We start from the raw sequence: 24506 nt of genomic DNA, 5'->3' as shown, positions 1-24506 counted from the left end.
CGCGGGCACGCCCCTTCCGGCACGCCTCTGTCTTGAGACCCCGCTCGGGATAGAGCCGGAGGTCAGGACGCAACTGCATGCATTGCTCCAGAAGCCACATGGAGATCTCGCTGTGGTTCCCATCCGGCACGCCCTTGACCTGCCCAGCGCAGGTGGCCGGCGAGGGTGATGCGGCCCATCGAGGTGCGGACCGCTTGCTGGCCGTACATCGGGTGTTCCGCCGCGATCGCCTTGTAGCCCATCGCGTGGCCCTCTTCGAGATGGTCCACGAAGACGGCGATCTCGCGGTCACGGGGACTCAGATGTGCGAAGTCCGGGTCGGCGTGCGGGTCTTCGTCACCGGTGGGGCGTTTGCCGTAACCCGTTTTGGCCAACGGGTGAGACGGGGACGGCAGAGCAGGGCTAGGCTGGGAGTAAGCCACGATCGAGCCTCGTTCGATCCGTAGGTCAGGCCCCGGAGCCGGTGTTGGCTCACCGACCGGGGCCGAACTATTTGCTGGTGTTTGCCGCGAACCTAGAGCGGTTTCACGTCCCGCCGCAAGCCGATCACACAACGTCACCCATTCGGGGTGAGGCGCCCTAACTCCCGTTCAGGCTTGGTTGGTTGGGTTGGAATTCAACCAACCCAAAACCCAAAAACCCATGGAAGGGCTCGGGGCCCGAGCCTCGGGGCCCGGGGCTCAAGCTCCGGGCTGAACTGCGGAGATGAACGCGGACCAAGCGGGGGCGGGGAAGTGGAGTTCGGGGCTGGAGGGGAGCTTGGAGTCTCGTACGTGGATTGCGGTGGCGAATGCCACTTCGACGCAGGCATCGCCCTCGGAGTCGCTATAGCTTGACTTGAACCAGATCGGTTGCTCGCTCATAGTTCTCTCGCCATCCCCTCGATGAACTCGGCTGACTCAGCACGGCCGAGGGCCTCCATGCGGATCATGCTAAACCGCTCGGTGTGAGAGCTGACGATCTCGGGATCGGCGGTCAGCTGACTGAACGACTGGCCTGTCGAGTAGGCAAAGCGCTCACGGTCACGCGTCTCCAACAACACCATCGGCCCCATGAGAGCCGACGAGGTGGCCCGCGCAAACGGCAGCACCTGAATCGAGACGGCGTTCGTACGGCCCACCCCCGCAAGCCAGAGCAGTTGGGCCGCGTCCACCTGCGGCGCACGTAGTGCCGCCTCGAACACCACGAAGCTGCATGCCACCGGCGGCCTACTGTCGAGGAGTTGCTGCCGGTTCATCCGAGCCGCAACCCGCTCCTCGACCGTCTCCTCGTCCACGGGCGGCCAGTGGTTGCCGATCAGTCTCCGCGCGTACCCTTCCGTCTGCAGCAGGCCGGGGATCAGCGCGACCTCGTACCACCACAAGCTGATCGCCTGCTGCTCGTAGAGCATGTAGTCCTGCGCCCGAGGCGGGAACGGCTCCCTCTTCACGTACTCCTTGGCCGCGCTCAGGAACCCTTCTGCCCCGCACAACTCATCTGCCGCGTCCAGCGCGCGTGGGGTCGGCATGCGCACCCCCTGCTCCATGGACTTGATGGTGTCGAGCGAGTAGTTGGAGGCGGCCGCCAGCTCTTCTCTGCTGACGTTGGCCTTCGTGCGCCACCGCTTCATCTGGTTTCCGCTGTAACGCCAGCTGGCAGGGACAGAGTTGGAGTTGTACTGGACGGCCACAGCGCGCACCTCCGACCGATACACCCCGGCGTGTATCACCTCAGTCACTACCGAGCGTAGCCTCGTCGACGCCACCGTGTGACCATGACGAACGCAATCGACCCCCTCGAGTGGGTCCCCGCCTCCGGTCACCAACTCCGTCTCTCCGGGGTCCACTTCGACGCCGTACGGATCGAGGGGGTGCGGGGGGAGCAGGTCGCCGCGCGGCTCATCGAGGCCACGGACGGCGACGCCGGGCCGATCGTGTGCGAGGTGCTCGGCTTCCGCTGGATGTACTTCCTGCTCGCGCCCGGCGAAGTGCGCGCGCACAGCTGGCCGTTGGGGGTGCAGCGGTTCGGCGGGAGAGGGGCACGGACCGTCACGTACATCGGGATTCCGGCGCTGGACGGAAACACGTGGCCGCTGCGGTGGTACAGCGAGCCGACGGTTACGGCACCCTTCGTGGAGACGGGGACCTTGCGGGCGGTGCTGGAGGATGCGGGGCTGTAGGCACGGGGTGCCGCCGCCAGAGAGCGCCCGTCCCCTCCCGTCCCCGTAAACGCGTTGTGGGGCGCAGCGTGTTCGCCGCGCCCCACACCGTACGGAAAAGCGGGTCATTTCCCGGGGCGCACTCCCAGCGGTGCCCCGATCTCCTCCGCCATCACCTTGCCGGCCTCGAACTCCAGCGTCTCGTCGCCCATGCTCTGGTCGGTGTCGAGGCCGTCCAGTTCCTCCAGGGGCTGGTTCAGGCGGACGTGGGCCAGGACCGAGTGGAGGGCGCGGAGGGTCGCGGACGCCGTCGTGCCCCAGTTGGAGAAGTAGGAGAACTGCCACCACCACAGGGCCTCCGTGGTGCGGCCGGCGCGGTAGTGGGCCATGCCGTGGCGGAGGTCGGTGATGACGTCGGTGAGGTCGTCGGAGATGCGGGCCGGGACCGGCGACTTGCGCGGCTCGTAGGGGTCGAAGACCTCCGAGTACACGTCGACCGGCTCCAGCAGGCGGGCCAGGTTCTCGCGGAGTTCGTCCACGTCCGGCTCCGGGCCCAGGTCGGGCTCGTAGCGCTCGTCCGGCACGATGTCCTCGTGGGCACCCAGGCGGCCGCCGGCCAGCAGGAGCTGGGAGACCTCCAGGAGCAGGAAGGGGACGGCCGAGTCGGGCTCGTCGCCCTTCGCCACCTCGGTCACCGCCACCAGGAAGCTCTCCACCTGGTCGGCGATCTGGACCGCGAAGTCGTCGGGATTCTGGCTGGTCGCGTGCAGCGTGGCGTCAGACATCTAGGAGTCGTCTCCCCTCGAAGGCGCGGCCGAGGGTCACCTCGTCCGCGTATTCCAGGTCGCCACCCACCGGGAGGCCGCTGGCCAGGCGGGTGACCTTGAGGCCCATGGGCTTGATCATGCGGGCGAGGTAGGTGGCGGTCGCCTCGCCCTCCAGGTTGGGGTCCGTGGCCAGGATCAGTTCCGTGACCGTGCCGTCCGCCAGACGTGCCAGGAGTTCCCTTATCCGCAGGTCGTCCGGGCCCACGCCCTCGATCGGGCTGATCGCGCCGCCCAGGACGTGGTACTTGCCCCGGAACTCCCGGGTGCGCTCGATCGCGACCACGTCCTTGGGCTCCTCCACCACGCAGATGACGGAGGGGTCGCGGCGGGTGTCACGGCAGATGTTGCACAGCTCTTCCTGGGCGACATTGCCGCAGGTCGCACAGAAGCGGACCTTCGCCTTGACCTCCATCAGGGCCTGCGCGAGACGCCGTACGTCCGTCGGTTCCGCCTGGAGGATGTGGAAGGCGATCCGCTGGGCGCTCTTGGGACCGACGCCGGGCAGCCGCCCCAGTTCGTCGATGAGGTCCTGCACCACGCCTTCGTACAACGGACTGCCGTCCTTCCTGGGGTTCCTTACACGTACGTACGGTAGTTGGCGGACCGCCTTCTTAGAAAGGCAGGTCCCGTCCTAGAACGGCAGGCCCGGGATGCCGCCGCCCAGGCCCTGGGCCAGCGGGCCGAGCTTCTGCTGCTGGAGGGTCTGGGCGTTCTCGTTGGCCGCCTGCACGGCCGCCACGATCAGGTCGGCGAGGGTCTCGGTGTCCTCCGGGTCCACCGCCTTCGGGTCGATCTTGAGGGCGCGCAGCTCACCGGAGCCGGTGACCGTCGCCTTCACCAGGCCGCCGCCGGCCTGGCCGTCGACCTCGGTCCTCGCCAGTTCCTCCTGCGCGTTCGCCAGGTCCTGCTGCATCTTCTGGGCCTGCTGGAGCAGCTGCTGCATGTTGGGCTGGCCACCACCGGGGATCACGATCAGCTCCCGCTCTTAGGTCTGTGTCTTGGGCCCGTCCTGGGCCCGTCCGGTCCTCTGTCATGAGCCTACGTGCTCCGCGCAGGCATCGCCCCAGCACTCTTTCGAGTGAGATGACGTCGAGGCCTATACCTGATCAAGCCCCACTTCCGGGCGGAAAAGAGGTGAAAGCCGCACCTTCGCCACCCATTGGGAGGTAGGAAAGGTCCGGCACGTCGGCATCATGCGTCACACGTGCATTACGCAGCGTGATCGGTCGTGGAGGGAGTGCCGGGTGGGTCAGCCGGAGATGCAGCCCGAGGGTCCGCCGCAGGACGGGCGGGGCGGGGAAACGGCCGGGCTGCGGCCGGGCGACCTGACGGGCCGGACGTTTCCCCTCGGGGACTGGGGCGAGCCCGCGCCCCGGCTCGACGAGCTGTACCGGTGGGTGGAGCGCGGTGCGCTCGACACCGCCGCCTGGTACCTCGCGGACCGGGTGTGGAAGCGGCGGGGCGCGCGGGTTCTGCGGGGCGGTGCGGCGGCGGGTGCCGTCGCCGGGGCCTCGCTGCCGCTGCTCGATCTGACCGGGGTGGTCGGCGGCGTCGCGGCCTGGGGGTATCTCGCGCTGCTCCTCGCCGTCGCGTGTGTCGCGGTTGATCGGTTCTTCGGGGTCACTTCCGGGTGGATAAGGGATGTGGCCACCGCGCAGGCCGTGCAGCGGCGGCTCCAGGTGCTCCAGTTCGACTGGGCCTCGGAGAGCGTGCGGGAGGTGCTGGGGCCGACCGAGGGGACCGCCGGAGAGGCCGCCGAGCGGTGTCTCGCGGTGCTGCGGCGGTTCTCCGAGGACGTGACCGAGCTGGTGCGGGTGGAGACGACCGACTGGATGGTGGAGTTCCGGACCGGGTCCGCGCCGCTGGGCATCCAGACCGCCGTGGCGGGGGCGTCGCGGCCGGACGGGAACGTGGTGCAGGGCCGGTTCCCGCTGCCCCCGGGGGCGGGGGGCACGCGACCGAACATGCCTCGACAGCGGCCGCCGGAGGCGCGCTGAGCTGAGCCCGGCGGCGCCGCAGGGGCCGGCTGAGGTTGCCGCACGGACGCGGGCACCCGGCCGTCACCGTCGATCGGGCAGACCGCCCCCGCAGCCCTGAGACGAGTACGGGTGCCTGGTCGCGGCGCCCCTGAGACGAGTACGGATGCCGGTCGTTGCGCCCCTGCGGCAAGTGCGGGTGCCTGGTCGCGGCGCCCCTGAGACGAGTGCGGATGCCGGTCGCCGCGCCCCTGAGGCGAGTACGGGCGCCCGGTCGCGGCGCCGCCACCCCCTGCCCAGGGCCCCCGATCAGGTCTGCGGGTCCGGGAAGGCCACCGGGCTTCTCAGGCCCTTCGCGTTCACCGCGCGCACGCCGAAGAAGACGTTGTCCTTCGACAGGTCGATCTCGTACGTCGTCACATCGCCGACCGGGACGACGTGCGTCCACTCGGGTGCCGTCGTCTCCCGCCAGACGATCTCGTAGCCGGCCAGGTCCGGTTCCGTTCCCCTCGTCCACACCAGCTGGGTGGAGTTGGTGAGCAGGGTGGTGATGATCTTGGCGCCCCGGGGGGTGCCGGGTGCCTGGGCGAGGGTCCACAGGGCCGCCGCGTTCACCTTGGCCACCCGTCCGACGAAGTCGAAGTCGCAGAACTCGGGCAGGTCGCCGTACTGCTTGCCGTCCTCGACCCGGACGTCCTGGTGCTGGTGGGCGAAGTCCTCGGCGGGCTCGGTGAAGCGGGCGGCCGGGTAGGCGCGTTCGAGGAACGGGATGTGGTCGCCGCCGCGGCGGTAACGGTCCCGGCGGTATATGACCCGCACGTGCATGCCGGTCGCGTCGTTGTCGGCCACGTCCCTGACGAAACGGGCGAGTTGGCGGGTGGCGGAGTCGTTCTCACCGCCGACCGAGCGGCGGATCGCGGCCTGCTCGGGGGTCTCGGAGGTGGGGACGCCCTCGGCGAAGAGACGGATCGTGTACGGGTCGCGCGTGCCGTCGTCCGCGGTGGAGCTGCCGACGATGTCGTTGGTGAACATGCCCTGGACGTCCGTCCCGGCGGCCTTGAACTGCTGGGCCAGATACCCCGATCCGAACAGCCCCTGCTCCTCCCCCGCCACCGCCGCGAACACGATCGTCGCGGCGGGCCGGCGCCGCGCCATCACCCGCGCCAGCTCCAGCACGACCGCCACCCCGGACGCGTCGTCGTCCGCGCCCGGCGCGTCGGAGGTGAAGTCCATGACGTCGGTGACCCGGGAGTCGTAGTGCCCCGAGACGACGTAGACCCGCTCCGGCGTCACCGAACCGCGCAGGGTCGCCACGACGTTGGTGATCCGGGTCGCCGTCGGGATGCGCGGGCCCGGCTCCTGGACGTACGACTGGAGTTCCGCCGTCATCCGGCCGCCCGAGGCGGCGGCGTACGAACGCAGCTCCGCCAGCAGCCAGTCGCGGGCGGCGCCGATGCCGCGGACCGGGTCGTCCTGGGCGGAGAGAGTGTGGCGGGTGCCGAAGGAGACCAGCTTGCGGACCGTGGCCTCGATGCGGGCGGGGTCGATCTCCCGCAACAGCGAACGGAGTTCACGGCTGGGCTGCTGGGCGGTGGCCGGCGGCCTGCCACCGGAGGGCGCCGCCTCGGCCGCGCCCGCGCCCGCTCCCGCTCCCGCGGCCAGCGCCGTCGCTCCCGTCGCGGTCAGGACCGTTCTTCTGGTGGGGCGCATGCGACCTCCTGGGGTCAGCGGGACGGCGGGGCAGGAATGCCGTCACCCACACAACCCCTCCTGCCGCCCGCACGGAAGACGGCCGCACGAGCGCGCAGGTGCAACCGCCCGGCGGCGGCGCGGACTTCGGGTCACTGCTTGGTGTACGTCAGCTTCTCGCCGTTGCCCGTGTTGACGCGCTCCAGCGTGCCGTCCGGCCTCAGGGTGATCTCGCTGGCGGCGCCGGGGGTGCAGGAGGTGGCGGGTTGGCCGACGGTCACCGTGGACGGGCCGATCTCCAACGGGCCGTCGGCGCCCGGTGCTTCGGTGAGCGCGGCCTGGAAGACGCAGTGGTAGTCGGGGCCGTCGGCGACGAGGGAGAGGACCGTGTCGCCCACCTCGCCTCCCTGAATGGTGAGTTGACGGGTGTGGTGACCGTCGGCGTTGTCGATGTCCGCGGTCCAGGTGCCGAGATAGCCGGCGGGGACGGCGCCGTCCGCCGGGGCGGAGGTGGTGGGCGTCGGGGAGGGCTCGGGGGCGCTGGAGGTGGGGGTGGGAGAGGGGCCGGGTGTCGTGGGCGCGCTCGTGGTGGGCGTGGGTCCGGCGTTGTCGTCACCGCCGCCGCTCATCAGGGCGTAGACCGAGCCGCCGGCGCCGAGCGCGACGACCAGCGCGACGATGACGAGCGCGGCGGTGGAGCGGCCGTTGCGCCGCGGGGGGTCGGGCTGGGGGTGCGGCTGCTGCGGGTAGGGCGCGCCGGGGCCGTAGGGCGGGGTGGCGCCGTAGGGCGGGGTCGCGCCGGGGTTCGGGCCGCCGGCGTACGGGTTGTACTGGGCCGGGACGCCCGGCGACCAGGGCTGCTGGGGGTGGCCGTAGGCGGGGGTGGACGCGGGCGGCGACGCGTACTGCTGGGCCTGTTGGGCCTGTTGGGGGTAGCCGTAGGCGGGGTGGGCGGGTGGGGGCCCGCCCACGGGTGCGGGCGGGGTCGGCTCGCCGTACGGGCCGACGGCCGTCGGCAGGTGGTTCAGCGGCGTCCCGGCCCCCGGCCGCCCGGACACCGGCGGCGCGTCCTCGGCGGCGGCCGAGGCATGCTCCGGGGTCACCTCACCGGCCACGCCCCCGGCGCCACCACCGCCGTCCGCGCTCTCCGGATTCTCCGTCTCCAGCAACTGCACCGCGTGCCGACCGAGTTGGGCCACCAGTGCGCTCGGCAGCCACGGGTCGCGGGAGCGTCCGCCGGACACCGTGTCCTCGGCGCCGGTGCGTTCCAGGACCTGGTCCAGGGTCGGCCGGGCGGCGGGGTCCTTCTTCAGGCAGTCCCGGACGAGGTCGGCGAGGCCCTCGGGGACCCCTTCCAGGTCGGGCTCCTCCTGGGCGATCCGGAACATCAGGGCGTGCACCCCGCTGCCCCCGGCGCCGAAGGGCAGCTTGCCGGTGGCGGCGAACGCCAGCACGGAGCCCAGGCAGAAGACGTCGCACGCGGGCGTGATCCGGTCGCCGCGCACCTGCTCGGGCGCCATGAAGCCGGGCGAGCCGACGAGCGCGCCGGTCCTGGTCAGACCCCCGTCGGTCACCGTCTCCAGCGCCCGCGCGATGCCGAAGTCGATGACCCGCGGCCCGTCGATGGTGACGAGGACGTTGGACGGCTTGAGGTCCCGGTGGATGATCCCGGCGGCGTGGATGTCCTTCAGCGCGTGCGCGAGCCCGGCGGCGAGGATTCTCACCGACCGCTCGGGCAGTGCCCCGTGATCGTGTCCGACGACCTGCTGGAGGCTGGGCCCGGCGACGTACCCGGTGGCGACCCAGGGCACGGCGGCCTCGGTGTCGGCGTCGAGGACGGGCGCGGTCCAGTACCCGCCGACCTGCCGGGCGGCCTGCACCTCCTGCCGGAACCGGCCCCGGAACTCCTCCTGCGCGGCGAGTTCCTCGCGCACCAGCTTGACGGCGACGGTCCGCCCCCGCTCCGACCGCGCGAGGTACACCTGCCCCATCCCGCCCGCCCCGAGCCGCGCCAGCAGCCGATACGCCCCGATCCCCTGCGGATCCCCGGCCCCCAGCTTCTCCATCGCAGGCACTCCCCCGTACTCCCCCGACCCGCCCCTGTGCGTCAGGGCCACGATAGTGGGGGCGTACGAGGGGACGGCCGTCCCGGGTTCGACGGTTCCGTAACGCCGCCAAGCCCGACAACCTGTCGCGGAAACCCCGCGTCCGCAGACAGGACGCCGATACCGCTTCCGCATCGCGGACATTTACCCTCACCCGCATGACCCCTCAGCCAAACCCCGAGGTCGGCGCCGCCGTGAAGGCCGCGGACCGTGCGCATGTGTTCCACTCCTGGTCCGCGCAGGAGCTCATCGACCCGCTCGCCGTCGCCGGCGCGGAGGGGTCGTACTTCTGGGACTACGACGGCAAGCGGTACCTCGACTTCACCAGCGGCCTCGTCTACACGAACATCGGCTACCAGCACCCGAAGGTCGTCGCCGCGATCCAGGAACAGGCCGCGACCCTGTCCACGTTCGCGCCCGCCTTCGCCATCGAGGCGCGGTCGGAGGCGGCCCGGCTGATCGCCGAGCGGACGCCCGGCGACCTGGACAAGATCTTCTTCACCAACGGCGGCGCGGACGCCGTCGAGCACGCGGTGCGCATGGCCCGCCTGCACACCGGGCGGGCCAAGGTCCTCTCCGCCTACCGGTCGTACCACGGCGGCACCCAGCAGGCGGTCAACATCACCGGCGACCCGCGCCGGTGGGCCTCCGACAGCGCCTCCGCCGGTGTCGTGCACTTCTGGGCGCCGTACCTGTACCGCTCCCGCTTCTACGCGGAGACCGAGGAGCAGGAGTGCGCACGGGCGCTGGAGCACCTGGAGACGACGATCGCCTTCGAGGGCCCCGGCACCGTCGCCGCGATCATCCTGGAGACCATCCCCGGCACCGCCGGGATCATGGTCCCGCCGCCCGGCTACCTGGCCGGGGTCCGCGAGATCTGCGACAGGTACGGGATCGTCTTCATCCTCGACGAGGTCATGGCCGGGTTCGGACGCACCGGTGAGTGGTTCGCGGCCGACCTGTTCGGCGTCGTGCCCGACCTGATGACCTTCGCCAAGGGCGTCAACAGCGGGTACGTGCCGCTCGGCGGTGTCGCCATCTCCGGCGCCATCGCGGAGACCTTCGGCAAGCGGGCCTACCCGGGCGGTCTGACGTACTCCGGGCACCCGCTGGCCTGTGCCGCCGCCGTCGCCACGATCAACGTGATGGCGGAGGAGGGCGTGGTCGAGAACGCGAAGAACCTCGGTACCGCCGTGGTCGAGCCCGCCCTGCGCGCGCTCGCCGAGCGGCACCCCTCGGTCGGCGAGGTGCGCGGCGTCGGCATGTTCTGGGCGCTGGACCTGGTCCGGAACCAGGAGACCCGCGAGCCGCTGGTGCCGTACAACGCGGCCGGGGAGGCGAACGCCCCGATGGCCGCGTTCGGCGCCGCCGCCAAGAAGCACGGCATCTGGCCGTTCATCAACATGAACCGCACCCATGTGGTGCCGCCGTGCAACGTCTCCGAGGCCGAGCTGAAGGAGGGCCTCTCCGCGCTGGACGCGGCGCTCTCCGTGGCGGACGAGTACACGGAGTAGGCGTACGGCCTTTCCGGACGCCACGGGTTGCCGCGTTTTCCGGGGGACGACCCCCGGACCCCGGGCCCCGGGAACCCGAACGCGTAAGGTGGCGTGCTCGTAGACATATACGTGCACGCCACCCGAACGCCCCCAGGGAGAGGCCCGACCATGTCCGGCAGCAGCGGCAACGGCGCCGTGACCCGCAGCACCCTGCGGCAGCAGATCGCCGACGCGCTTCGCGACGAGGTGCTGGGCGGACGGCTCCAGCCCGGGCAGGAGTTCACGGTCAAGGAGATCGCCGAGCAGTACGGGGTGTCGGCGACGCCGGTCCGTGAGGCGCTGGTCGATCTCGCCGCGCAGGGTCTGCTGGAGGCGGACCAGCACCGCGGCTTCCGGGTCCACGAGTACTCGGTCGCGGACTACCGCGGCATCATCGAGGCCCGCGCCCTCGTCATCGACGGCATGTTCAGGGCGCTCGACGACGGCCATCTGGGCCTGGTCGACGAGCCGGACGCCACCCGCATCCCCGCCCTGCTGGCCGGTGTGCGGCGCCGCGGCGAGGAGGCCCAGCGGGCGGCCGGGGCGGGTGACCTGACCGTCCTGATCGGCTATGACCTGCGGTTCTGGCGCGAGCTGAGCGCCCTGTTCGGCAACCCCTACCTCTCCGACTTCCTGCACCGGCTGCGCGTGCAGTCCTGGGTGTGCGCGGTGCAGCACCTGCGCCGGATCGACGATCTGCGCGGCGAGTTGTGGGCGGAGCACACCGGTCTGGTCGACGCGCTGGTCCGCCGGGACACCACGGCCGCGCGGGCGATCGTCGCCGCGTACAACGCCCACTCGCTCGCCGTCATCGAGCGCCTGGCCGGGGAATCCGGCCGGGAATGACCGCCGCGGAATGAGCACAAGGGAATGAGCTGGGCACCCGGGGTGTGGGTATGGGGACTTCACGACTACTCTTCCCTGACCACTCCGCTACACGGAGCTATGACCGTCGTGCCGCACCGAGCTATCCGAGGAGCCCTCTTTGGCCTGTGACCTGTGGCTGGTACCGCTCGTCGACGTGTTGTGCCACACGCCCGACAACCCGTTCGCCGAGGAACTCGCGCAATACAACAAGGTGCTCGCCGAGGCCGGGCTGCCACCGGTGCCGGTGTACCAGTACATGCCGGGACTGTCCGGCGAGGTCGCCCCGGTGGCCGGCTTCGACTACGACGCCCTGCACTTCCTGCGCCGCGCGTATCTGCTCCAGGTCTGCGGGCTGCCCGTCACCCCGGTCGACGAACTCGGCGGGGACTACGAGCAGTTGCTGGAGATGTTCGAGGCGACCGCCCAGCAGTCGCACCTGGTCTGGCACTACGACCACGCGGGCGCGTACGTCCCCGTGGACTTCCCGCACCCGCTCGCCAACGACGAACTCCTCGCGGGCGGCGGCCCCCTGGGCTCCTCGCAGGCCCTGCTGCGGGAGCTGCAGCTGGTCGGCCCGGCGATCGGCATAGATCCGGCCAACCCCCCGGCGGCCCCCCAGCCGCCGCTCGGCCCCACGGAGCTGGAGGAACCGGCCGTCCCCGCACCGTACGACCCCAGCCCGTTCTCCCGGGAACGGCACGTCTGGCTGGGCCTGCACGCGGCGGCGACCCGGAGCCTGGCACAGGGCTCGATGATCATCTTCAGCTGAGGCGGGGGGCGCTACCGCAGCTGGGACAGGCCCTTCTGCAGGTCCTCGGCGTTCATGACCGGCGTCATCTCCAGCTGGGCGTCCATGTCCATGAAGAAGGGTTCGCCGATCGGCGGCATCTGAGAGCTGTCCTTCATGTCGAAGACCAGGTAACAGGTGCGGACACCGTGGTCGAGGGTGAAGTAGGCGGCCTCGGGCTTGATGGCTTCCAGGGTCTCCTGCATCAGCTGGGGCAGCTTTCCGCTGCGGATCAGGTCGTTCGCCTTCTCGGTGTTCATGGACGCCTTGAGCAGGACGCGCATCGCACTCACCTTCTCCCGTTGGCCGACACGCGTACGTTTACAGCGTATGCCCTATATGTCGCTTCTCGTACCCCACCGGGAGCCGTACTCCACCGGGAGGACACCGAGCACCTCCCCCGGTGCGACGCGCCGCGAGGCTGCCCGGAGCACGCTGGAGGCCACCTGAAGGGAGACGGCGATGATCCTGGTGACCGGTGCGACGGGACACGTGGGCGGAGAGCTCGTACGGCGGCTGGCGGCGTCCGGCACCCCCGTACGCGCCATGACGCGGCGACCCGACGCGGCCCGCTTCCCCGCCGGCGCGGCAGCGGTGTACGGCGACGCGCAGGACCCGGCGAGCCTGACGGCGGCGTTCGCGGGGGTCTCGGCGGCCTTCCTGATGTCGGCCCAGCCGGTGGGCGCGGCCCCCGTCCCGACCCATGACCTGGCCCTCGCCGAGGCGGCGCGGGGCGCGGGCGTACGGCGACTCGTGAAGCTGTCGGTGCTGGACGGCGGCGCGGGCAGCGACCCGATCGCCCGCTGGCACGCGGCGGCGGAAGCCGCGGTCGTCGCCGCCGCCCCCGCCTGGACCCTGCTCCGCCCCGGCCGCTTCATGTCCAACGCCCTCCAGTGGGCGGGCCAGTTGAGGTCCGGCGACGAGGTGGCGATCCCCTTCGCGGACCGCCCGGCGGCGAGCATCGACCCGGCGGACCTGGCGGAGATCGCGGCGCTGGCCCTGACGACCGACGAACACACCGGGATGACCTACGAGTTGAGCGGCCCCGAGTCCCTGACCCCGGCGCAGGAGCTGTCGCTCCTCGGCCGGCTCCTCGGCCGCGACCTGCGCCTACGCCCGGTCCCGCCGGAGGCGGCCCGTGCCGGCATGGAGAGGTACGGCTTCCCGGCCGAGGTCGTCGACGCGATCATGCGCCGCACCCTGGAGGACGGCCGGGGCGCGGACGTGCTGCCGACGGCGGCCGAGGCACTGGGCCGCCCGCCGCGGACGTTCACGCAGTGGGCGCGAGCGCACGCGGCGGCGTTCCGGTGAGCCCGGCTCCTCCCCTGGAAGACCGGCGTTCCGGCCTCCGTCAGCCTCCAGTTGGCGGGCACAACTACCCGCGTAGATGGTTGCCGTCCTCCGCTTCCCGGCGGAACCAGGAAAAGACCATGGGCCGGTCAAGGAAGTCCTTGACCGGCCCACAGGCGCGCGTACGCCCTACAGCAATACGTCCTACAGGAACGAGTTGATCTCGATCGTCTCGTCCCGGCCCGGGCCCACGCCGATCGCGGAGATCGGAGCGCCGGACATCTCCTCCAGCGCCTTGACGTAGTTCTGGGCGTTCTTCGGCAGGTCGGAGAACGACTTCGCCTTGGTGATGTCCTCGGACCAGCCGGGGAGGGTCTCGTAGACCGGCTTCGCGTGGTGGAAGTCGGTCTGGGAGTAGGGCAGCTCCTCGACCCGCTTGCCGTCGATCTCGTAGGCCACACAGACCGGGATCTGCTCCCAGCCGGTGAGGACGTCGAGCTTGGTGAGGAAGAAGTCGGTCAGGCCGTTCACGCGGGTCGCGTAGCGGGCGATCACCGCGTCGAACCAGCCGCAGCGCCGGTCACGACCCGTGGTCACACCACGCTCGCCGCCGATCCTGCGCAGCGCCTCGCCGTCCTCGTCGAACAGCTCGGTCGGGAACGGGCCGGAGCCGACACGCGTGGTGTACGCCTTCAGGATGCCGATGACCCGGCTGATCTTCGTCGGGCCCACGCCCGCACCCGTGCAGGCGCCGCCCGCGGTCGGGTTGGAGGAGGTGACGAAGGGGTACGTGCCGTGGTCGATGTCCAGGAGGGTGCCCTGGCCGCCCTCGAACAGGACGACCTTGTCGGCCTCCAGCGCCTGGTTCAGCACCAGGACGGTGTCGGCGACGTACGGCTTCAGACGGTCCGCGTAGGACAGCAGCTCCTCGACGACCTGTCCGGCCTCGATGGCGCGGCGGTTGAAGACCTTGGTCAACAGCTGGTTCTTGCCGTCGAGGGCCGCTTCGACCTTCTGGGTCAGGATCGACTCGTCGTAGAGGTCCTGGATGCGGATGCCGACACGGTTGATCTTGTCGGCGTAGGTCGGGCCGATGCCGCGCCCGGTGGTGCCGATCTTCCGCTTGCCGAGGAAGCGTTCCGTCACCTTGTCGACGGTGACGTTGTACGGCGTGATGATGTGAGCGTTACCGCTGATCAGGAGCTTGGACGTGTCGACGCCTCGCTCGTTCAGCCCGTTCAGCTCGGAGAACAGGACCGACGGGTCGACTACGACACCGTTGCCGATGACCGGAGTGCACTCCGGGGACAGGATTCCGGAAGGGAGCAGGTGCAGGGCATACTTCTGATCGCCCACGACCACCGTGTGACCGGCGTTGTTGCCGCCCTGGTAGCGCACCACATAGTCGACAGACCCGCCTAGCAGGTCCGTCGCCTTTCCCTTGCCTTCGTCACCCCACTGAGCACCGAGCAGCACAAGTGCGGGCACGCGCGTACACCCCTTCCGGGCGGGGCATGTCCAAGGTCGGGGGCGTACGTGACACGGCCTTGTGCCTCGTACCCTGGCGACCTGCTTCGGCCACCTCCGGCCGTCGTCGGCCGTGAACCCGTCGGACCCGGATGCCCCGGAATAGACGAAGCCCCTGGCGCAATAGCGCAAGGGGCTCTTGCACAAAGATGCTACCCGAGGAAGCGAGGCAGGACCGAGGTGGCGACTTCAGCGACTTCCGATCAGCTGCTGGTGGTCATCGATCCGGTCGCCCGCAGGACGGACGGCGAGTCCGTCCGGATCGCGAAAGACGTGCTCAGCGCGGGTGCGGCCATGAAGGTCTGCCTGCCGGAGGGGCCCGAGGACTTCGCCCGCGCGCTCGCCCGCAGGGGCTCGCGGCGGCCCGTGGTCGTCGGCGACGACCGGGCGCTGATGCGTGCTGTGTCCCTGCTGCACCGGCAGCGGGAGCTGGCCGGATGTGCACTGTCCTTCGTGCCGGTGGGCGGGGCGCTCACGGTCGCCCGCGCCCTGGGCGTGCCGACCGGCGCGGTGGCCGCCGCGCGGACGGTCCTGGACGGGGTGGAGCGGCGGCTCGACCTGCTCGTCGACGACAGCGACGGGGTGGTGCTGGGCGCGCTGCGCATCCCGCCGCTGGGCGTGCCGTCGGCACCGGAGGAGGAGCCGGAAGGGCCGGCGCCCGTTCCCGGCCGGCCCTGGCTGCGGACCTGCCAGACCCTGGTACGGACCCTGGTCCCGGCCCGGCCCGCCCGCGAGCCCGTGCCGCCCGCGCCCGGGCCCTCCCGGCTCCGGGTGGAGGTGGACGGGGTGACGCTGGTCGACCTGGGCCAGCCGGTGGAGGCGGTGTCGGTGACACCGGGCGCGTCGGGTCTCGCCGAGGTCGAGGTGCGGCCGGTGTCGGTGGGCGCGGAGGCGTCCCTGCTGCGGGCCAGCGGCAGAACGGTGACGGTGACCGGCACGGACTTCCGCTACCGCGCGGACGCGGGCGTGGCGGGCCCGGTACGGCGCCGGACCTGGACGGTGTGGGAGGGGGCGCTGGGGCTGACGTTGCCGGGGCGATGAGGTGCGCGCGGAAGCTCAGGCCTCCGGGGACGGATGCGCCGCCCGCCACGCCGCCATCGAGGCGTTCCACTCCTCCCCCGACAGTGCCGTCAGCGACGCCGGGAACAGGCCGTCCTCCTCCTTGGCGATGTGGTGGTGCAGCTCCCGCACGGCCTCCGTCAGCGTGTGCACGTCACCCGGGTCGGCGAGGTCCAGCGTCGGCAGCAGCGCGGCCAGCTCACGGTGCTCGGCGACGAGGGCGTCGATGTAGCCGGCGTACTCCGGGTCCGCCCGCATCACCGCGAACAGCCCGTTCTCCTCGCCCCGCCAGTGGCTGTCGAGCTCGGCCGCCATCGCGTCGACCAGCTCCCGCGCCCGCCCGGGCTCCCCGCGCTCCAGCGCCCGCAGGGCGTCCCCGGCGGCGTCGGTGACCCGCTCGTGCTCGGCGATGAACTCCTTGATCAGCGGAATCTCACGGCAACCGCAGTAGTGGCACATGGGGCGTTGTTACCGTGCCGGTCCGCCGATCACACCGGGAGGGCACATGAGCCAGTACTTCGACGTAGGCGACGAGACCCTGTGGAACCCCTCCAACGGAGCCGCCCGCCTGTTCCTGCGCCATGTGCGGCTGTACGAGGAGGAGCTGGGCGTGCCCTCCGGGTTCGGGCCCATGGAGAACGACGAGTGCAAGATCGATCCGGCCGCCTTCGAGCCGTACGTCAATGCCCTCCTCGACCTCCACGACCGCACCCGGCACTCGATCATCGACGCGCTCTCCGAGGGCTTCGTCGCGACGGTGCTGGTGCTCGCCGAGCGGGCCGGCGTCGAGGTGCGGCCCTCCGTGACGACCGACCGGCTCACGGGCCTCACCGACATCCAGGTGCCCCTGCCCGACGCCCAGGACAGGGCCGTACGCCTGCGCGAGCGGGCCGGCCTGCTGCGGCGCGGGATGCCTCGGTAGTCGTCGGTCGTCCCGTCATCGGCGTCGTGTTGCGCCCTCCCCGTCAGCCCCGCCGGCTTCCCCGCCGCCAACGCGCAGGACAGCCTTAGATGCTCGCGGTCGTGGCGCTGCTGGTGTCCGGCACGGGCGCGGCGGGCGTAGGGAGTCCGGCTCGCCGGTGCTGAAGGCGGCCCCGTGGCTGGTGGCGCTGGTCGCGGCGGCGGGGGTCGGGTACGCGCAGTACGTGAAGCGCCGGGACCCGGTCCGTCACCAGCTCCTCGGCCGGACGGTCCTGGAGGAGACGAAGGAGCGCTGACCGCTATCGCTCGCCGAACAGCTTGGCGCGGTGGATCTGCCAGCGCGTCATCATCTCGGCGACGTCCTTCTCGATGAACTCGAAGAAGGCGAGCGTCTCGGCCAGTCTGCGGCCGGCCGGTGTCTCGGCCCCCAGGCTGGCCACCCCCTCGCGCAGGGCGTCCTCCCAGCGCTTGATGATCGCCTCGCGGTTGGTGAGGGCCTCGTACCACTGGTCGCTGTGCACCCGGTACCGCTCGCGGCGTGAGCCGGGCTCGCGCTCCCGCGACAGCATGTGCACCTGGGACAGATAGCGCACCGCCCCCGAGACCCCGGCCGGGCTGACCTGGAGCCGTTCGCTCAGCTCGGCGGAGGTCAGGGCGCCGCTGTCGGAGGCGAGCAGCGCGGCGAAGACCCGGGCCGGCATGCGCGCCAGCCCCGCCTCGACGAGCTGCGCGGCGAACCGCTCCACGAAGTTCGACACCGCTTCGGGGTCCCGACCTGCCACGTCACTCATCCCCTCACCCTATCCGGCGTTCATACGCTTCCTTAACTTCACAAATTTCTGAATGTAGCGTACGTTCTGAAGAATGACGAAGGCAATCACGGTCTCCGGACTGCACAAGTCGTTCGGCCGGACCCACGCGCTCGACGGCCTGGACCTCGCGGTCGAGACCGGCGAGGTGCACGGCTTCCTCGGCCCCAACGGCGCCGGAAAGTCCACCACCATCCGGGTCCTGCTCGGCCTGCTGCGCGCCGACGCGGGCGCCGCACAGGTACTCGGCCGCGATCCGTGGGCGGACGCGGTCGAGGTGCACCGCCGGATCGCCTACGTCCCCGGCGACGTGACCCTGTGGCGGAACCTGTCGGGCGGCGAGGTCATCGACCTGATGGGCCGGCTCCGGGGCGGGCTCGACGCCAAGCGCCGCGCCGACCTGATCGACCGCTTCGAACTCGACCCCACCAAGAAGGGCCGCACCTACTCCAAGGGCAACCGGCAGAAGGTCGCCCTGGTCGCCGCGTTCGCCTCGGACGTCGACCTGCTCATCCTGGACGAACCGACCTCGGGCCTGGACCCCCTGATGGAGGAGGTCTTCCAGCGCTGCGTGGAGGAGGAGCGCGACCGGGGCCGCACGATCCTGCTCTCCTCCCACATCCTCAGCGAGGTCGAGGAGTTGTGCGACCGGGTGAGCATCATCCGCAACGGCCGTACGGTCGAGACCGGTTCGCTGGCCGACCTGCGCCACCTGACCCGCACCAGCGTGTCGGCCGAACTGGCGGGCGCCCCCAACGGGTTGTCCTCGCTGCCCGGCGTCCACGACCTGGACGTCCAGGGCCACCGGGTCAGCCTCCAGGTGGACACCGACAAACTCGACGCCGTCCTGCGGCAGTTGAGCGAGTCGGGCGTGCGCTCGCTGACCTCCACGCCCCCGACCCTGGAGGAGCTCTTCCTGCGCCACTACCAGGAGGCGGCGTCGTGATGACCACCCTCGCGGGCACCGGCGTACTGCTCCGTTTCTCCCTGCGCCGCGACCGGCTGATGATCCCGGTCTGGGTCGCGGTGAACGCCCTGATGGTCCTCTCCATGCCGAACACCCTGAAGGGCCTGTACGGCACCGCGTCCGAACGTGCCGACCTGATCCGCCAGGTGGAGACCAACGCGTCCTTCCGCGCCCTGATCGGCCCGGTCTTCGACACCTCGCTCGGCGCCCTGACGGCCTGGCGCGCAGGGGTCTACGCGGGCCTGCTGGCAGCGGTGATGAGCCTCCTCATCGTCGTACGGCACACCCGTGACGAGGAGGAGAGCGGCCGGCAGGAGCTGGTGGCGTCCGGGATGGTGGGCCGCAGGGCGTCGCTGACGGCGGCGCTGCTGGCGGCGGCCGTCGCGAACGCGGTCCTCGCGCTGCTGGTGACGGTGGGCCTCGCGGGCCAGGGAGCCGCGGGCGCGCTCGCGCTCGGCCTCGGGGTGGCGGCGGTCGGCATGGTCTTCGCCACGGTGGCCGCGATCGCGGCCCAGCTGACGGAGAGCGCGCGGCTGACGCGCGGCCTCGCCTCCGCCGTCCTGGGCCTGGCGTTCGTCCTGCGCGCGGCGGGCGACTCGGCGACGGACGACGGCAGTTCGGTCCTGACCTGGCTGTCCCCGCTGGGCTGGCTGGAGAACCTGCGCCCGTACGCGGACGAACGCTGGTGGCTGCTCGTGCTGTTCGCCGCGGCGGTGCTGCTCCAGGCCGGACTGGCCTACGAGTTGGCGTCCCGCCGGGACGTCGGCATGAGCTTCTTCCCGACCCGCCCCGGCCCGCCCACCGGCCGGCTGCGCACCGCGGGGGCGCTGGCCTGGCGCCTGCAGCGGGGCAGCGTGTACGGCTGGAGCGCCGCGTTCTTCGTCGTGGGCGTGGTCTACGGCGGCCTGACCGACGGCGTGGCGGACCTGGTCGGCGACAACGACAACGCGCGCGAGATCTTCGAGCGGATGGGCGGCCAGAGCGGCCTGGAGGACGCGTTCCTGGCGTCGATGGTCGGGATGATGGGCCTGATCGCCGCGCTGTACGTGGTCGGCTCGGTGCTGCGGCTGCACGGCGAGGAGACCTCGGGCCGGGCCGAGCCGGTCCTGGCGACCGCGGTGAGCCGCCTGGGCTGGGCCGCCGGCCATCTGGTCGTCGCCTTCGGCGGCTCGGTGCTCCTGATGCTGATCACCGGCCTGGGCTTCGCCGCCGGCTACGGCAAGGAGATCGGCCCGATCCTCGGCGCGTGCCTGGTCCAGGTGGCCGCGGTGTGGGTGATCGGCGGCCTGGCGGTCGCGCTGTACGGGCTGCTGCCGCGGGCCGCTCCGGCGGCATGGGCCGTGGCGGGCGCGGTCCTGCTGATCGGCTGGGTGGGCCCGGCGCTGGACGCTCCGCAGGCGGTGCTGGACCTGTCGCCGTTCGGACATCTGCCGAAGTTGCCTGGTACGGAGATGAGTTGGGGGCCGGTGGTGGCCTTGCTGGGGCTGGCGGTGGTGCTGGTGGCCGCGGGGCTGTCCGGAGTGCGGCGACGGGATCTGACCACCTGACGGGACGCCGGGAACCCGCGCGCGGCCCGCTCGCGTCCGTCCTGGGCATGGGACAACGTGCACAGGCCGCGGCAGGGTGTCTGACCGCGGCTGCAGGCGCCGGTGCGGGACTGGCGGTGTGGTCCGTCGACGTACGGGCCCGGCTCTGGCGGTTCGAGCAGAGCCCGGACTGGAGTGTGCTCTACGCCGAACTGCCGCTCGCTGTGCTCGGCGGAACCGGCGTCGCCCTTGCGGCCTGGGCCCTGGCCCGCCGGATCGGACGATGACGGCAACTCCGTGCAGGATGCAGCCATCCGGCGCTCCGGCGAGTCTTGGGCGGGGACGCGGACGGGCCGTGAGAACGCCCTCCGGGCCGAGACACTCGCGCCGGGCGAGCTGCTGCTCAGCACCTACAAGGTGCGGCCGCCGCACCCGCCCCGGCGGGCCCCGACCCAGTACGAGAACCCGCCCTTCCAGCTGCTGCTGACCTCCCGGCACCTACAGCTCCGGGAGCACGCCAACCTCCTGTGGGCGTACCCCTGGCCCGAACTGCGCCTGGCCACCGACGGGCCCGCCTGAAGATCTGCCACCAGGGCCAGGAGGCGGGCTTCATGGCCCTCGAACCCCCGGGCGCCGTCCACGAGGTCCTGCTCGCGGCCCGACGCCTGGGGGCGTCATGAGGTCGGCTCAGCGCCGCATCGGGCGGCATCCGTCCTGCTGCCGGAGGCCGCCCGCCGCGGTCAGACGGCAGGATGCCCCTCCTTCCCGGCGACCGGGCTCGAAGGCGCGGGGGCCGACAACGGTGCCGCTGCCCTGGCGAGGACGGCGTGCCGGATCGTGGCCATCAGCCACAGTGCCGTCGTCGCGGCCATGAGGACGGCCAGCGCGGTGTCACGAGCAGCGGCCAGCGTCAGCACCCCGCCGACGAGTGCGACCACGCCCAACAGGGACGCGGCGACCAAGTAGACCCTGCTGCCGTGCCACAGCTCCTCGAACCCCGGCACGACCGCCGACGCCGAGGCCGCGAAGCCCAGGGCGAGAATGATCGCCGCAGCCGCTCGCGTGCCTCCCGTGCCCGGCAGCACCGCATCGGCGGCCTTCAGCAGGTAGACCACTGCGCCCGCGGCCACCAACGCGGTGGCGATGATGTCTCTCCTCGGGAGGCGCATCGTCTCTCCCCCTCTCCACCTCCACCGTCCGCGCGGAACACGGTCACTTGTGGCCGCGCAGCTCCCGCTGGATCTCCTCGTCGGTCACATCGCGGCGGAAGTACAAATCCCAGGCGGAGAGGATCAGGAACACTCCCCACGCTCCGAGCACCCAGCCCGGCCAGAAGTAGCCGAGGCCGGTGACCGCCCAGACCACGACGAGGAATGCGTTGATCACGACGTACCCCATCAGGTCGCCGCGGTACTTCCGCTTCTTCTCGGCACGTGCCTTCGCCCGGTCGTACTCCGGTGACGTGGCAGTGTGACTCATGACGTCACCCCCTCGGGACCCCTCGGGAATGTGGACTCACTTTCATCGTCACACCGGGGCCGGAAACCGCTCGGGGCCGTTCGTCCCGCGAGGAGGGTCATTGGTCCCCACGCCACAGCAGCCTCGGGCCGGTGCCCGGTCTACCCCACCTCGACGCTGAGCCCCTCGAGCCCCCTGATCACGAAGTTCGGCTTCCGCGCCGGTTCCGCGGCCAGGCTCAGGGTCGGTGCCTTCTCCAGCAGAGCGGTCATGGAGGCGGCCAGCTCGATACGGGCCAGCGGGGCGCCGATGCAGTAGTGGATGCCGGCGCTGAAGGAGATGTGCGGGTTCTCCGCGCGGGTGAGGTCGAGGCGCCCGGGGTCCCGGAAGACGGCCGGGTCGTGGTTGGCGGAGCCGAAGAGCATGGCGATCTCCGCGCCCCTGGGGATCGTCGTGCCGTCGATCTCGATGTCGTCCAGGACCCAGCGCTCGAAGAGCTGGAGCGGGGTGTCGTAGCGCATCAACTCCTCGATCGCGGACGGGATCAGGGAGTGGTCGGCGCGCAGCTCGGCGAGCTGGCCGGGGTTGCGGAACAGGGCGTACCAGCCGTTGACGGTCGCGTTGACCGTCGCCTCGTGCCCGGCGTTCAGCAGCAGTACGCACGTCGAGATCATCTCCTGCTCGGTGAGCCGGTCGCCCTCGTCGTGCGCGGCGATGAGACCGGAGATGAGGTCGTCGCCGGGGGCCGTGCGGCGCTCGGCGATGAGCGCGCGCAGGTAGTCGGAGAACTCGACCGAGGCCTGTACGGCCTTCCGCGCCACGTCCTCCGGCGGGTTCAGCTCGTACATCCCGCAGATGTCGGCGGACCAGGGCCGCAGCGGCGCCCGGTCGGCCTCCGGGATGCCCAGCATCTCGGCGATGACCGCGACGGGCAGCGGCTCGGCGACGTCGGCGAGGAGATCGCCGCCGCCCTTCTCGACCAGCCGCTCCACCAGCTCCCCGGCGAGCCGCGCGACATACGGCTTGAGCCGCTCGACCGTACGCGGCGTGAACGCCTTCGACACCAGGCGGCGGATGCGGGTGTGGTCCGGGGGCTCCAGGTCGAGCATGCCGTGGTCGTTGAGGGTGTGGAACGGCTCGTGCTCGGCGGGCGGCGGGGTGCGGCCGAAGTCCTCGTGCGAGAACCGGTGCTGATACGTCCGCCCCAGCCGCCGCTCCCGCAGCAGCGCCGAGACGTCGGCGTGGTGCGGGACGAGCCACTGATCGGTGGGCTCGTAGTAGTGCACGCGGCCCTTGGCGCGCAGGTCGGCGTAGGAGGGGTACGGGTCGCCGACAAAGTCCGGGTCCCACGGGTCAAAGGAGGCCATGCCCGGACGCTAATCCGCCCCGGCCCTCCTGACCAGCCCGCCCGCGGCGGGGGCGGGGGTGGGCGTCGTTTGGAGCGTTTGTTTCACGACCGCCCACACCGACCTGGGCTTTTGCCCTCGCCCCCGAAACAAACGCTCCACACACCGGGGGGGCGGCGGAGGCCGCGGGTCACGGGGAGGTGAGGGTGGGGAGGGGGAGGGTGCCGTCGGGTGCCAGTGGGAAGCCGGGGTTGTGGGCGATCTCCCAGGCGTGGCCGTCGGGGTCGGTGAAGGCGGAGGAGTAGAAGCCGATCTCGTTGAGGGCGGCGGGCTTGGTGATGGTGCCGCCGGCTCGTGCGACCGCGGCCAGCAACTCGTCGACCTCGGCCTCGGACCGCACGTTGTGCGCGAGGACGATGCCGCCGAAGGAGGGCGGTTCCTTGCCGGCCTCCAGACCGCAGTCGGCGGCGAGCTTGTCCCGGCCCCAGAGGACCAGTCCGAGACCGCCGGCCTGGAAGAAGACGGTCTCCTGGACCTCCTGGCCACGCCAGCCGAGGGCTTCGTAGAAGGCTTTGCTGCGGGCGAGGTCGGAGACACCGAGGGTGATGAGGGTGACTCGCTGTTCCATGCGGGGGGCTTCTTCCTTCAGGTGGTTGATGAGGGCCGAGGAGGACGGGGTGGGGGTGAGGGGCAGACCCGGGTGCGCGTGCGGGTACATCGCTACACCGCGCGGGCGGAGTCGGCGCAAGCAAGCGACGTGCAACCGATGGTTGCACGTAACAGGCTCGGGGGTTACAGTGATGCGCAACCAAAGGTTGCGAGAGAGTTGGGTGAGCCGGATGGAGTACGGCAGCATCGAGCGGGAGATCCGCATCGGCGCCACGCCAGAGGTGGTCTACGAGGTCGTCAGCCGGCCGGAACACCTCAGGGAGTGGTGGCCGGACGAGGCCGAGCTCACCCCGGTGCCCGGTGCCACCGGGGTCATCTCGTTCGGGGACCCGAGCGCGCCGGACGCCACGGTCGTCTCACTCACCGTGGTGGAGGCCGATCCGCCCCGGCGGTTCTCCTTCCGGTGGGTGTACGACGAGGGCGAGGTCGCGACACCGGCCAACTCGCTGCTGGTCACCTTCGACCTGGTCCCGTCGGGCTCGGGCACGCTGCTGCGCTTCACCGAGACGGGATTCCGGGAGAAGGGCTGGGAGGCGGCCGTGCTCGAGAACGCGTACCGCGAGCACGTCAACGGCTGGGACCACTTCCTGCCGCGCCTCGTCGCCTACACGGACCGGCTGGTGTCCACGCCGTGAGCGTCACCGTCGACGACGAACTGTGGTCGGCCGTCGGGGACCCGACCCGGCGCCGGATGCTCGACCTGATGCTGGCCGACGGCGTCGGCACGGCGACCTCACTGAGTGAACGGCTGCCGGTCACGCGGCAGGCGGTCGCCAAACACCTCGGCGTACTCCACCGGGTCGGCCTGGTCCACGCCACCCCGTCCGGGCGCGAGCGCCGCTACGAGGTGGACGAGGCCCAACTCGCCCGTGCGGTCGCTCAGTTGACGTCGGTCGGAGCGGCCTGGGATGCCCGGCTGCATCGCATCAAGCGGATCGCCGAGGCCATCCAGCGCGACCGGGAGAACTGAGCCGGGAGCCATATGGACGACCTGCCGAGCGCCCTGCCGGA

The 24506-nt window shown here is 71.3% G+C and carries 30 protein-coding genes and 1 pseudogene; 15 read left to right on the top strand and 16 right to left on the bottom strand.

All coding sequences use genetic code 11. The annotated features are described in order from the left end of the window. Positions 1-62: 62 nt before the first annotated feature. The 3 genes from DI272_RS24925 to DI272_RS24915 all read right to left on the bottom strand — a co-directional run bounded on the left by DI272_RS24925 (position 63) and on the right by DI272_RS24915 (position 1669). Entirely contained in the window at positions 63-374 is a 312-nt protein-coding gene (locus DI272_RS24925) for a hypothetical protein (RefSeq protein WP_258314662.1), read from the bottom strand. A gap of 306 nt (positions 375-680) precedes the next feature. Beyond that, positions 681-863: a DUF397 domain-containing protein gene (locus DI272_RS24920; RefSeq protein ID WP_109497503.1), complete on the bottom strand. Its 183-nt coding sequence runs from the start codon at positions 861-863 to the stop codon at positions 681-683. Next, the gene (locus DI272_RS24915) at positions 860-1669 is read right to left on the bottom strand and encodes a helix-turn-helix transcriptional regulator (RefSeq protein WP_309221668.1); all 810 of its coding nucleotides are present in this window, start codon (positions 1667-1669) and stop codon (positions 860-862) included. Before DI272_RS24915 ends, DI272_RS24920 begins: the two co-directional genes overlap by 4 nt. A 78-nt stretch (positions 1670-1747) precedes the next feature. Between DI272_RS24915 and DI272_RS24910 the strand changes: the two genes are divergently transcribed. Beyond that, complete coding sequence (locus tag DI272_RS24910; protein ID WP_109497501.1) at positions 1748-2158, top strand: hypothetical protein; 411 nt, start codon at positions 1748-1750, stop codon at positions 2156-2158. Positions 2159-2262: 104 nt separating this feature from the next. Here the strand turns inward: DI272_RS24910 and DI272_RS24905 are convergent, their stop codons facing one another. The 3 genes from DI272_RS24905 to DI272_RS24895 all read right to left on the bottom strand — a co-directional run bounded on the left by DI272_RS24905 (position 2263) and on the right by DI272_RS24895 (position 3934). After that, entirely contained in the window at positions 2263-2922 is a 660-nt protein-coding gene (locus tag DI272_RS24905) for a DUF5063 domain-containing protein (protein WP_109497500.1), read from the bottom strand. Then, complete coding sequence (gene recR, locus DI272_RS24900) at positions 2915-3514, bottom strand: recombination mediator RecR (protein WP_109497499.1); 600 nt, start codon at positions 3512-3514, stop codon at positions 2915-2917. The genes DI272_RS24905 and recR overlap by 8 nt, the downstream gene beginning before the upstream one ends. An 81-nt stretch (positions 3515-3595) precedes the next feature. After that, entirely contained in the window at positions 3596-3934 is a 339-nt protein-coding gene (locus DI272_RS24895; protein ID WP_079309378.1) for a YbaB/EbfC family nucleoid-associated protein, read from the bottom strand. Between the two features lie 274 nt (positions 3935-4208). On the opposite strand from DI272_RS24895, the gene DI272_RS24890 reads away from it, so the two are divergent. Continuing rightward, positions 4209-4961, top strand: coding sequence for an SLATT domain-containing protein (locus DI272_RS24890; RefSeq protein ID WP_109497498.1), 753 nt, complete (start codon positions 4209-4211; stop codon positions 4959-4961). A gap of 288 nt (positions 4962-5249) precedes the next feature. Here the strand turns inward: DI272_RS24890 and DI272_RS24885 are convergent, their stop codons facing one another. Beyond that, a complete protein-coding gene (locus DI272_RS24885) occupies positions 5250-6650 on the bottom strand; it encodes a M20/M25/M40 family metallo-hydrolase (RefSeq protein ID WP_109497497.1) in 1401 nt (466 codons plus the stop codon). Between the two features lie 131 nt (positions 6651-6781). Continuing rightward, the gene (locus DI272_RS24880; protein WP_109497496.1) at positions 6782-8695 is read right to left on the bottom strand and encodes a serine/threonine-protein kinase; all 1914 of its coding nucleotides are present in this window, start codon (positions 8693-8695) and stop codon (positions 6782-6784) included. A gap of 197 nt (positions 8696-8892) precedes the next feature. On the opposite strand from DI272_RS24880, the gene DI272_RS24875 reads away from it, so the two are divergent. The 3 genes from DI272_RS24875 (at position 8893) to DI272_RS24865 (ending at position 11905) form a co-directional block, all read left to right on the top strand. Next, on the top strand, positions 8893-10248 hold the full coding sequence (locus DI272_RS24875; protein ID WP_109497495.1) for an aspartate aminotransferase family protein: 1356 nt from the start codon (positions 8893-8895) through the stop codon (positions 10246-10248). Between the two features lie 150 nt (positions 10249-10398). After that, positions 10399-11115, top strand: coding sequence for a GntR family transcriptional regulator (locus DI272_RS24870; RefSeq protein ID WP_109497494.1), 717 nt, complete (start codon positions 10399-10401; stop codon positions 11113-11115). A gap of 139 nt (positions 11116-11254) precedes the next feature. After that, entirely contained in the window at positions 11255-11905 is a 651-nt protein-coding gene (locus DI272_RS24865) for a hypothetical protein (RefSeq protein ID WP_109497493.1), read from the top strand. An 11-nt stretch (positions 11906-11916) separates the two neighbouring features. Here the strand turns inward: DI272_RS24865 and DI272_RS24860 are convergent, their stop codons facing one another. Continuing rightward, entirely contained in the window at positions 11917-12207 is a 291-nt protein-coding gene (locus DI272_RS24860; RefSeq protein ID WP_109497492.1) for a hypothetical protein, read from the bottom strand. Positions 12208-12385: 178 nt separating this feature from the next. Between DI272_RS24860 and DI272_RS24855 the strand changes: the two genes are divergently transcribed. Then, complete coding sequence (locus DI272_RS24855; protein WP_109497491.1) at positions 12386-13234, top strand: SDR family oxidoreductase; 849 nt, start codon at positions 12386-12388, stop codon at positions 13232-13234. 183 nt (positions 13235-13417) lie between these two features. On the opposite strand, the gene DI272_RS24850 is transcribed toward DI272_RS24855, so the two are convergent. Next, the gene (locus DI272_RS24850; RefSeq protein WP_109497490.1) at positions 13418-14701 is read right to left on the bottom strand and encodes an adenylosuccinate synthase; all 1284 of its coding nucleotides are present in this window, start codon (positions 14699-14701) and stop codon (positions 13418-13420) included. Between the two features lie 219 nt (positions 14702-14920). On the opposite strand from DI272_RS24850, the gene DI272_RS24845 reads away from it, so the two are divergent. Beyond that, the gene (locus DI272_RS24845; protein WP_109497489.1) at positions 14921-15781 is read left to right on the top strand and encodes a diacylglycerol kinase family protein; all 861 of its coding nucleotides are present in this window, start codon (positions 14921-14923) and stop codon (positions 15779-15781) included. Between the two features lie 15 nt (positions 15782-15796). On the opposite strand, the gene DI272_RS24840 is transcribed toward DI272_RS24845, so the two are convergent. Then, positions 15797-16258 (bottom strand): hemerythrin domain-containing protein, encoded by a 462-nt coding sequence (locus tag DI272_RS24840; protein ID WP_109497488.1) that lies wholly within the window; start codon positions 16256-16258, stop codon positions 15797-15799. Between the two features lie 46 nt (positions 16259-16304). Here DI272_RS24840 and DI272_RS24835 point away from each other — a divergent pair, with 46 nt between their 5' ends. Further along, complete coding sequence (locus DI272_RS24835; RefSeq protein ID WP_109497487.1) at positions 16305-16721, top strand: DUF6086 family protein; 417 nt, start codon at positions 16305-16307, stop codon at positions 16719-16721. 89 nt (positions 16722-16810) lie between these two features. After that, positions 16811-17016, top strand: a pseudogene (locus DI272_RS24830) (amino acid permease); the annotation flags it as partial. 3 nt (positions 17017-17019) lie between these two features. On the opposite strand, the gene DI272_RS24825 reads toward DI272_RS24830, so the two are convergent. Further along, positions 17020-17511, bottom strand: coding sequence for a GbsR/MarR family transcriptional regulator (locus DI272_RS24825; protein WP_109497486.1), 492 nt, complete (start codon positions 17509-17511; stop codon positions 17020-17022). Positions 17512-17584: 73 nt separating this feature from the next. Here DI272_RS24825 and DI272_RS24820 point away from each other — a divergent pair, with 73 nt between their 5' ends. From DI272_RS24820 to DI272_RS24805, 4 genes are read left to right on the top strand one after another with little or no spacing between them, the layout of a single operon-like run. After that, on the top strand, positions 17585-18475 hold the full coding sequence (locus DI272_RS24820; protein WP_109497485.1) for an ABC transporter ATP-binding protein: 891 nt from the start codon (positions 17585-17587) through the stop codon (positions 18473-18475). Next, on the top strand, positions 18475-20043 hold the full coding sequence (locus DI272_RS24815) for an ABC transporter permease (protein ID WP_109497484.1): 1569 nt from the start codon (positions 18475-18477) through the stop codon (positions 20041-20043). The genes DI272_RS24820 and DI272_RS24815 overlap by 1 nt, the downstream gene beginning before the upstream one ends. A gap of 47 nt (positions 20044-20090) precedes the next feature. Further along, complete coding sequence (locus DI272_RS24810) at positions 20091-20309, top strand: hypothetical protein (protein ID WP_109497483.1); 219 nt, start codon at positions 20091-20093, stop codon at positions 20307-20309. Positions 20310-20319: 10 nt separating this feature from the next. Next, positions 20320-20601, top strand: coding sequence for a hypothetical protein (locus tag DI272_RS24805; RefSeq protein WP_109497482.1), 282 nt, complete (start codon positions 20320-20322; stop codon positions 20599-20601). A gap of 161 nt (positions 20602-20762) precedes the next feature. Here DI272_RS24805 and DI272_RS24800 read toward each other — a convergent pair whose 3' ends face one another. From DI272_RS24800 to DI272_RS24785, 4 genes are all read right to left on the bottom strand, one after another. Next, entirely contained in the window at positions 20763-21191 is a 429-nt protein-coding gene (locus DI272_RS24800) for a hypothetical protein (RefSeq protein WP_109497481.1), read from the bottom strand. 43 nt (positions 21192-21234) lie between these two features. Beyond that, positions 21235-21501 (bottom strand): 2TM domain-containing protein, encoded by a 267-nt coding sequence (locus tag DI272_RS24795; RefSeq protein WP_109497480.1) that lies wholly within the window; start codon positions 21499-21501, stop codon positions 21235-21237. 140 nt (positions 21502-21641) lie between these two features. Beyond that, complete coding sequence (locus DI272_RS24790) at positions 21642-22847, bottom strand: cytochrome P450 (protein ID WP_109497479.1); 1206 nt, start codon at positions 22845-22847, stop codon at positions 21642-21644. A 169-nt stretch (positions 22848-23016) separates the two neighbouring features. Next, the gene (locus tag DI272_RS24785) at positions 23017-23454 is read right to left on the bottom strand and encodes a VOC family protein (RefSeq protein WP_109501017.1); all 438 of its coding nucleotides are present in this window, start codon (positions 23452-23454) and stop codon (positions 23017-23019) included. Positions 23455-23665: 211 nt separating this feature from the next. On the opposite strand from DI272_RS24785, the gene DI272_RS24780 reads away from it, so the two are divergent. Continuing rightward, positions 23666-24130: an SRPBCC family protein gene (locus tag DI272_RS24780; protein WP_109497478.1), complete on the top strand. Its 465-nt coding sequence runs from the start codon at positions 23666-23668 to the stop codon at positions 24128-24130. Then, entirely contained in the window at positions 24127-24465 is a 339-nt protein-coding gene (locus tag DI272_RS24775; protein ID WP_109497477.1) for a helix-turn-helix domain-containing protein, read from the top strand. The genes DI272_RS24780 and DI272_RS24775 overlap by 4 nt, the downstream gene beginning before the upstream one ends. The last annotated feature ends 41 nt before the right edge of the window (positions 24466-24506 follow it).

Origin of the sequence: Streptomyces sp. Act143 (assembly GCF_003143935.1) — a bacterium.
Lineage (GTDB): Bacteria > Actinomycetota > Actinomycetes > Streptomycetales > Streptomycetaceae > Streptomyces.
The sequence above is the reverse complement of the archived record's forward strand: the minus strand, read 5'-3'. Positions and strand labels throughout refer to the sequence as shown.

Bases quoted from the DNA above. Each gene is read 5' to 3' on its own strand.
- DI272_RS24880 (WP_109497496.1), bottom strand. From the start codon at position 8,695: ATGGAGAAGCTGGGGGCCGGGGATCCGCAGGGGATCGGGGCGTATCGG.
- DI272_RS24855 (WP_109497491.1), top strand. From the start codon at position 12,386: ATGATCCTGGTGACCGGTGCGACGGGACACGTGGGCGGAGAGCTCGTA.
- DI272_RS24860 (WP_109497492.1), bottom strand. From the start codon at position 12,207: ATGCGCGTCCTGCTCAAGGCGTCCATGAACACCGAGAAGGCGAACGAC.
- DI272_RS24815 (WP_109497484.1), top strand. From the start codon at position 18,475: ATGACCACCCTCGCGGGCACCGGCGTACTGCTCCGTTTCTCCCTGCGC.
- DI272_RS24780 (WP_109497478.1), top strand. From the start codon at position 23,666: ATGGAGTACGGCAGCATCGAGCGGGAGATCCGCATCGGCGCCACGCCA.
- DI272_RS24920 (WP_109497503.1), bottom strand. From the start codon at position 863: ATGAGCGAGCAACCGATCTGGTTCAAGTCAAGCTATAGCGACTCCGAG.
- DI272_RS24875 (WP_109497495.1), top strand. From the start codon at position 8,893: ATGACCCCTCAGCCAAACCCCGAGGTCGGCGCCGCCGTGAAGGCCGCG.
- DI272_RS24840 (WP_109497488.1), bottom strand. From the start codon at position 16,258: ATGTGCCACTACTGCGGTTGCCGTGAGATTCCGCTGATCAAGGAGTTC.
- DI272_RS24905 (WP_109497500.1), bottom strand. From the start codon at position 2,922: ATGTCTGACGCCACGCTGCACGCGACCAGCCAGAATCCCGACGACTTC.
- DI272_RS24795 (WP_109497480.1), bottom strand. From the start codon at position 21,501: ATGAGTCACACTGCCACGTCACCGGAGTACGACCGGGCGAAGGCACGT.
- DI272_RS24885 (WP_109497497.1), bottom strand. From the start codon at position 6,650: ATGCGCCCCACCAGAAGAACGGTCCTGACCGCGACGGGAGCGACGGCG.
- DI272_RS24870 (WP_109497494.1), top strand. From the start codon at position 10,399: ATGTCCGGCAGCAGCGGCAACGGCGCCGTGACCCGCAGCACCCTGCGG.
- DI272_RS24790 (WP_109497479.1), bottom strand. From the start codon at position 22,847: ATGGCCTCCTTTGACCCGTGGGACCCGGACTTTGTCGGCGACCCGTAC.
- DI272_RS24825 (WP_109497486.1), bottom strand. From the start codon at position 17,511: ATGAGTGACGTGGCAGGTCGGGACCCCGAAGCGGTGTCGAACTTCGTG.
- DI272_RS24785 (WP_109501017.1), bottom strand. From the start codon at position 23,454: ATGGAACAGCGAGTCACCCTCATCACCCTCGGTGTCTCCGACCTCGCC.
- DI272_RS24820 (WP_109497485.1), top strand. From the start codon at position 17,585: ATGACGAAGGCAATCACGGTCTCCGGACTGCACAAGTCGTTCGGCCGG.
- DI272_RS24810 (WP_109497483.1), top strand. From the start codon at position 20,091: ATGGGACAACGTGCACAGGCCGCGGCAGGGTGTCTGACCGCGGCTGCA.
- DI272_RS24800 (WP_109497481.1), bottom strand. From the start codon at position 21,191: ATGCGCCTCCCGAGGAGAGACATCATCGCCACCGCGTTGGTGGCCGCG.
- DI272_RS24835 (WP_109497487.1), top strand. From the start codon at position 16,305: ATGAGCCAGTACTTCGACGTAGGCGACGAGACCCTGTGGAACCCCTCC.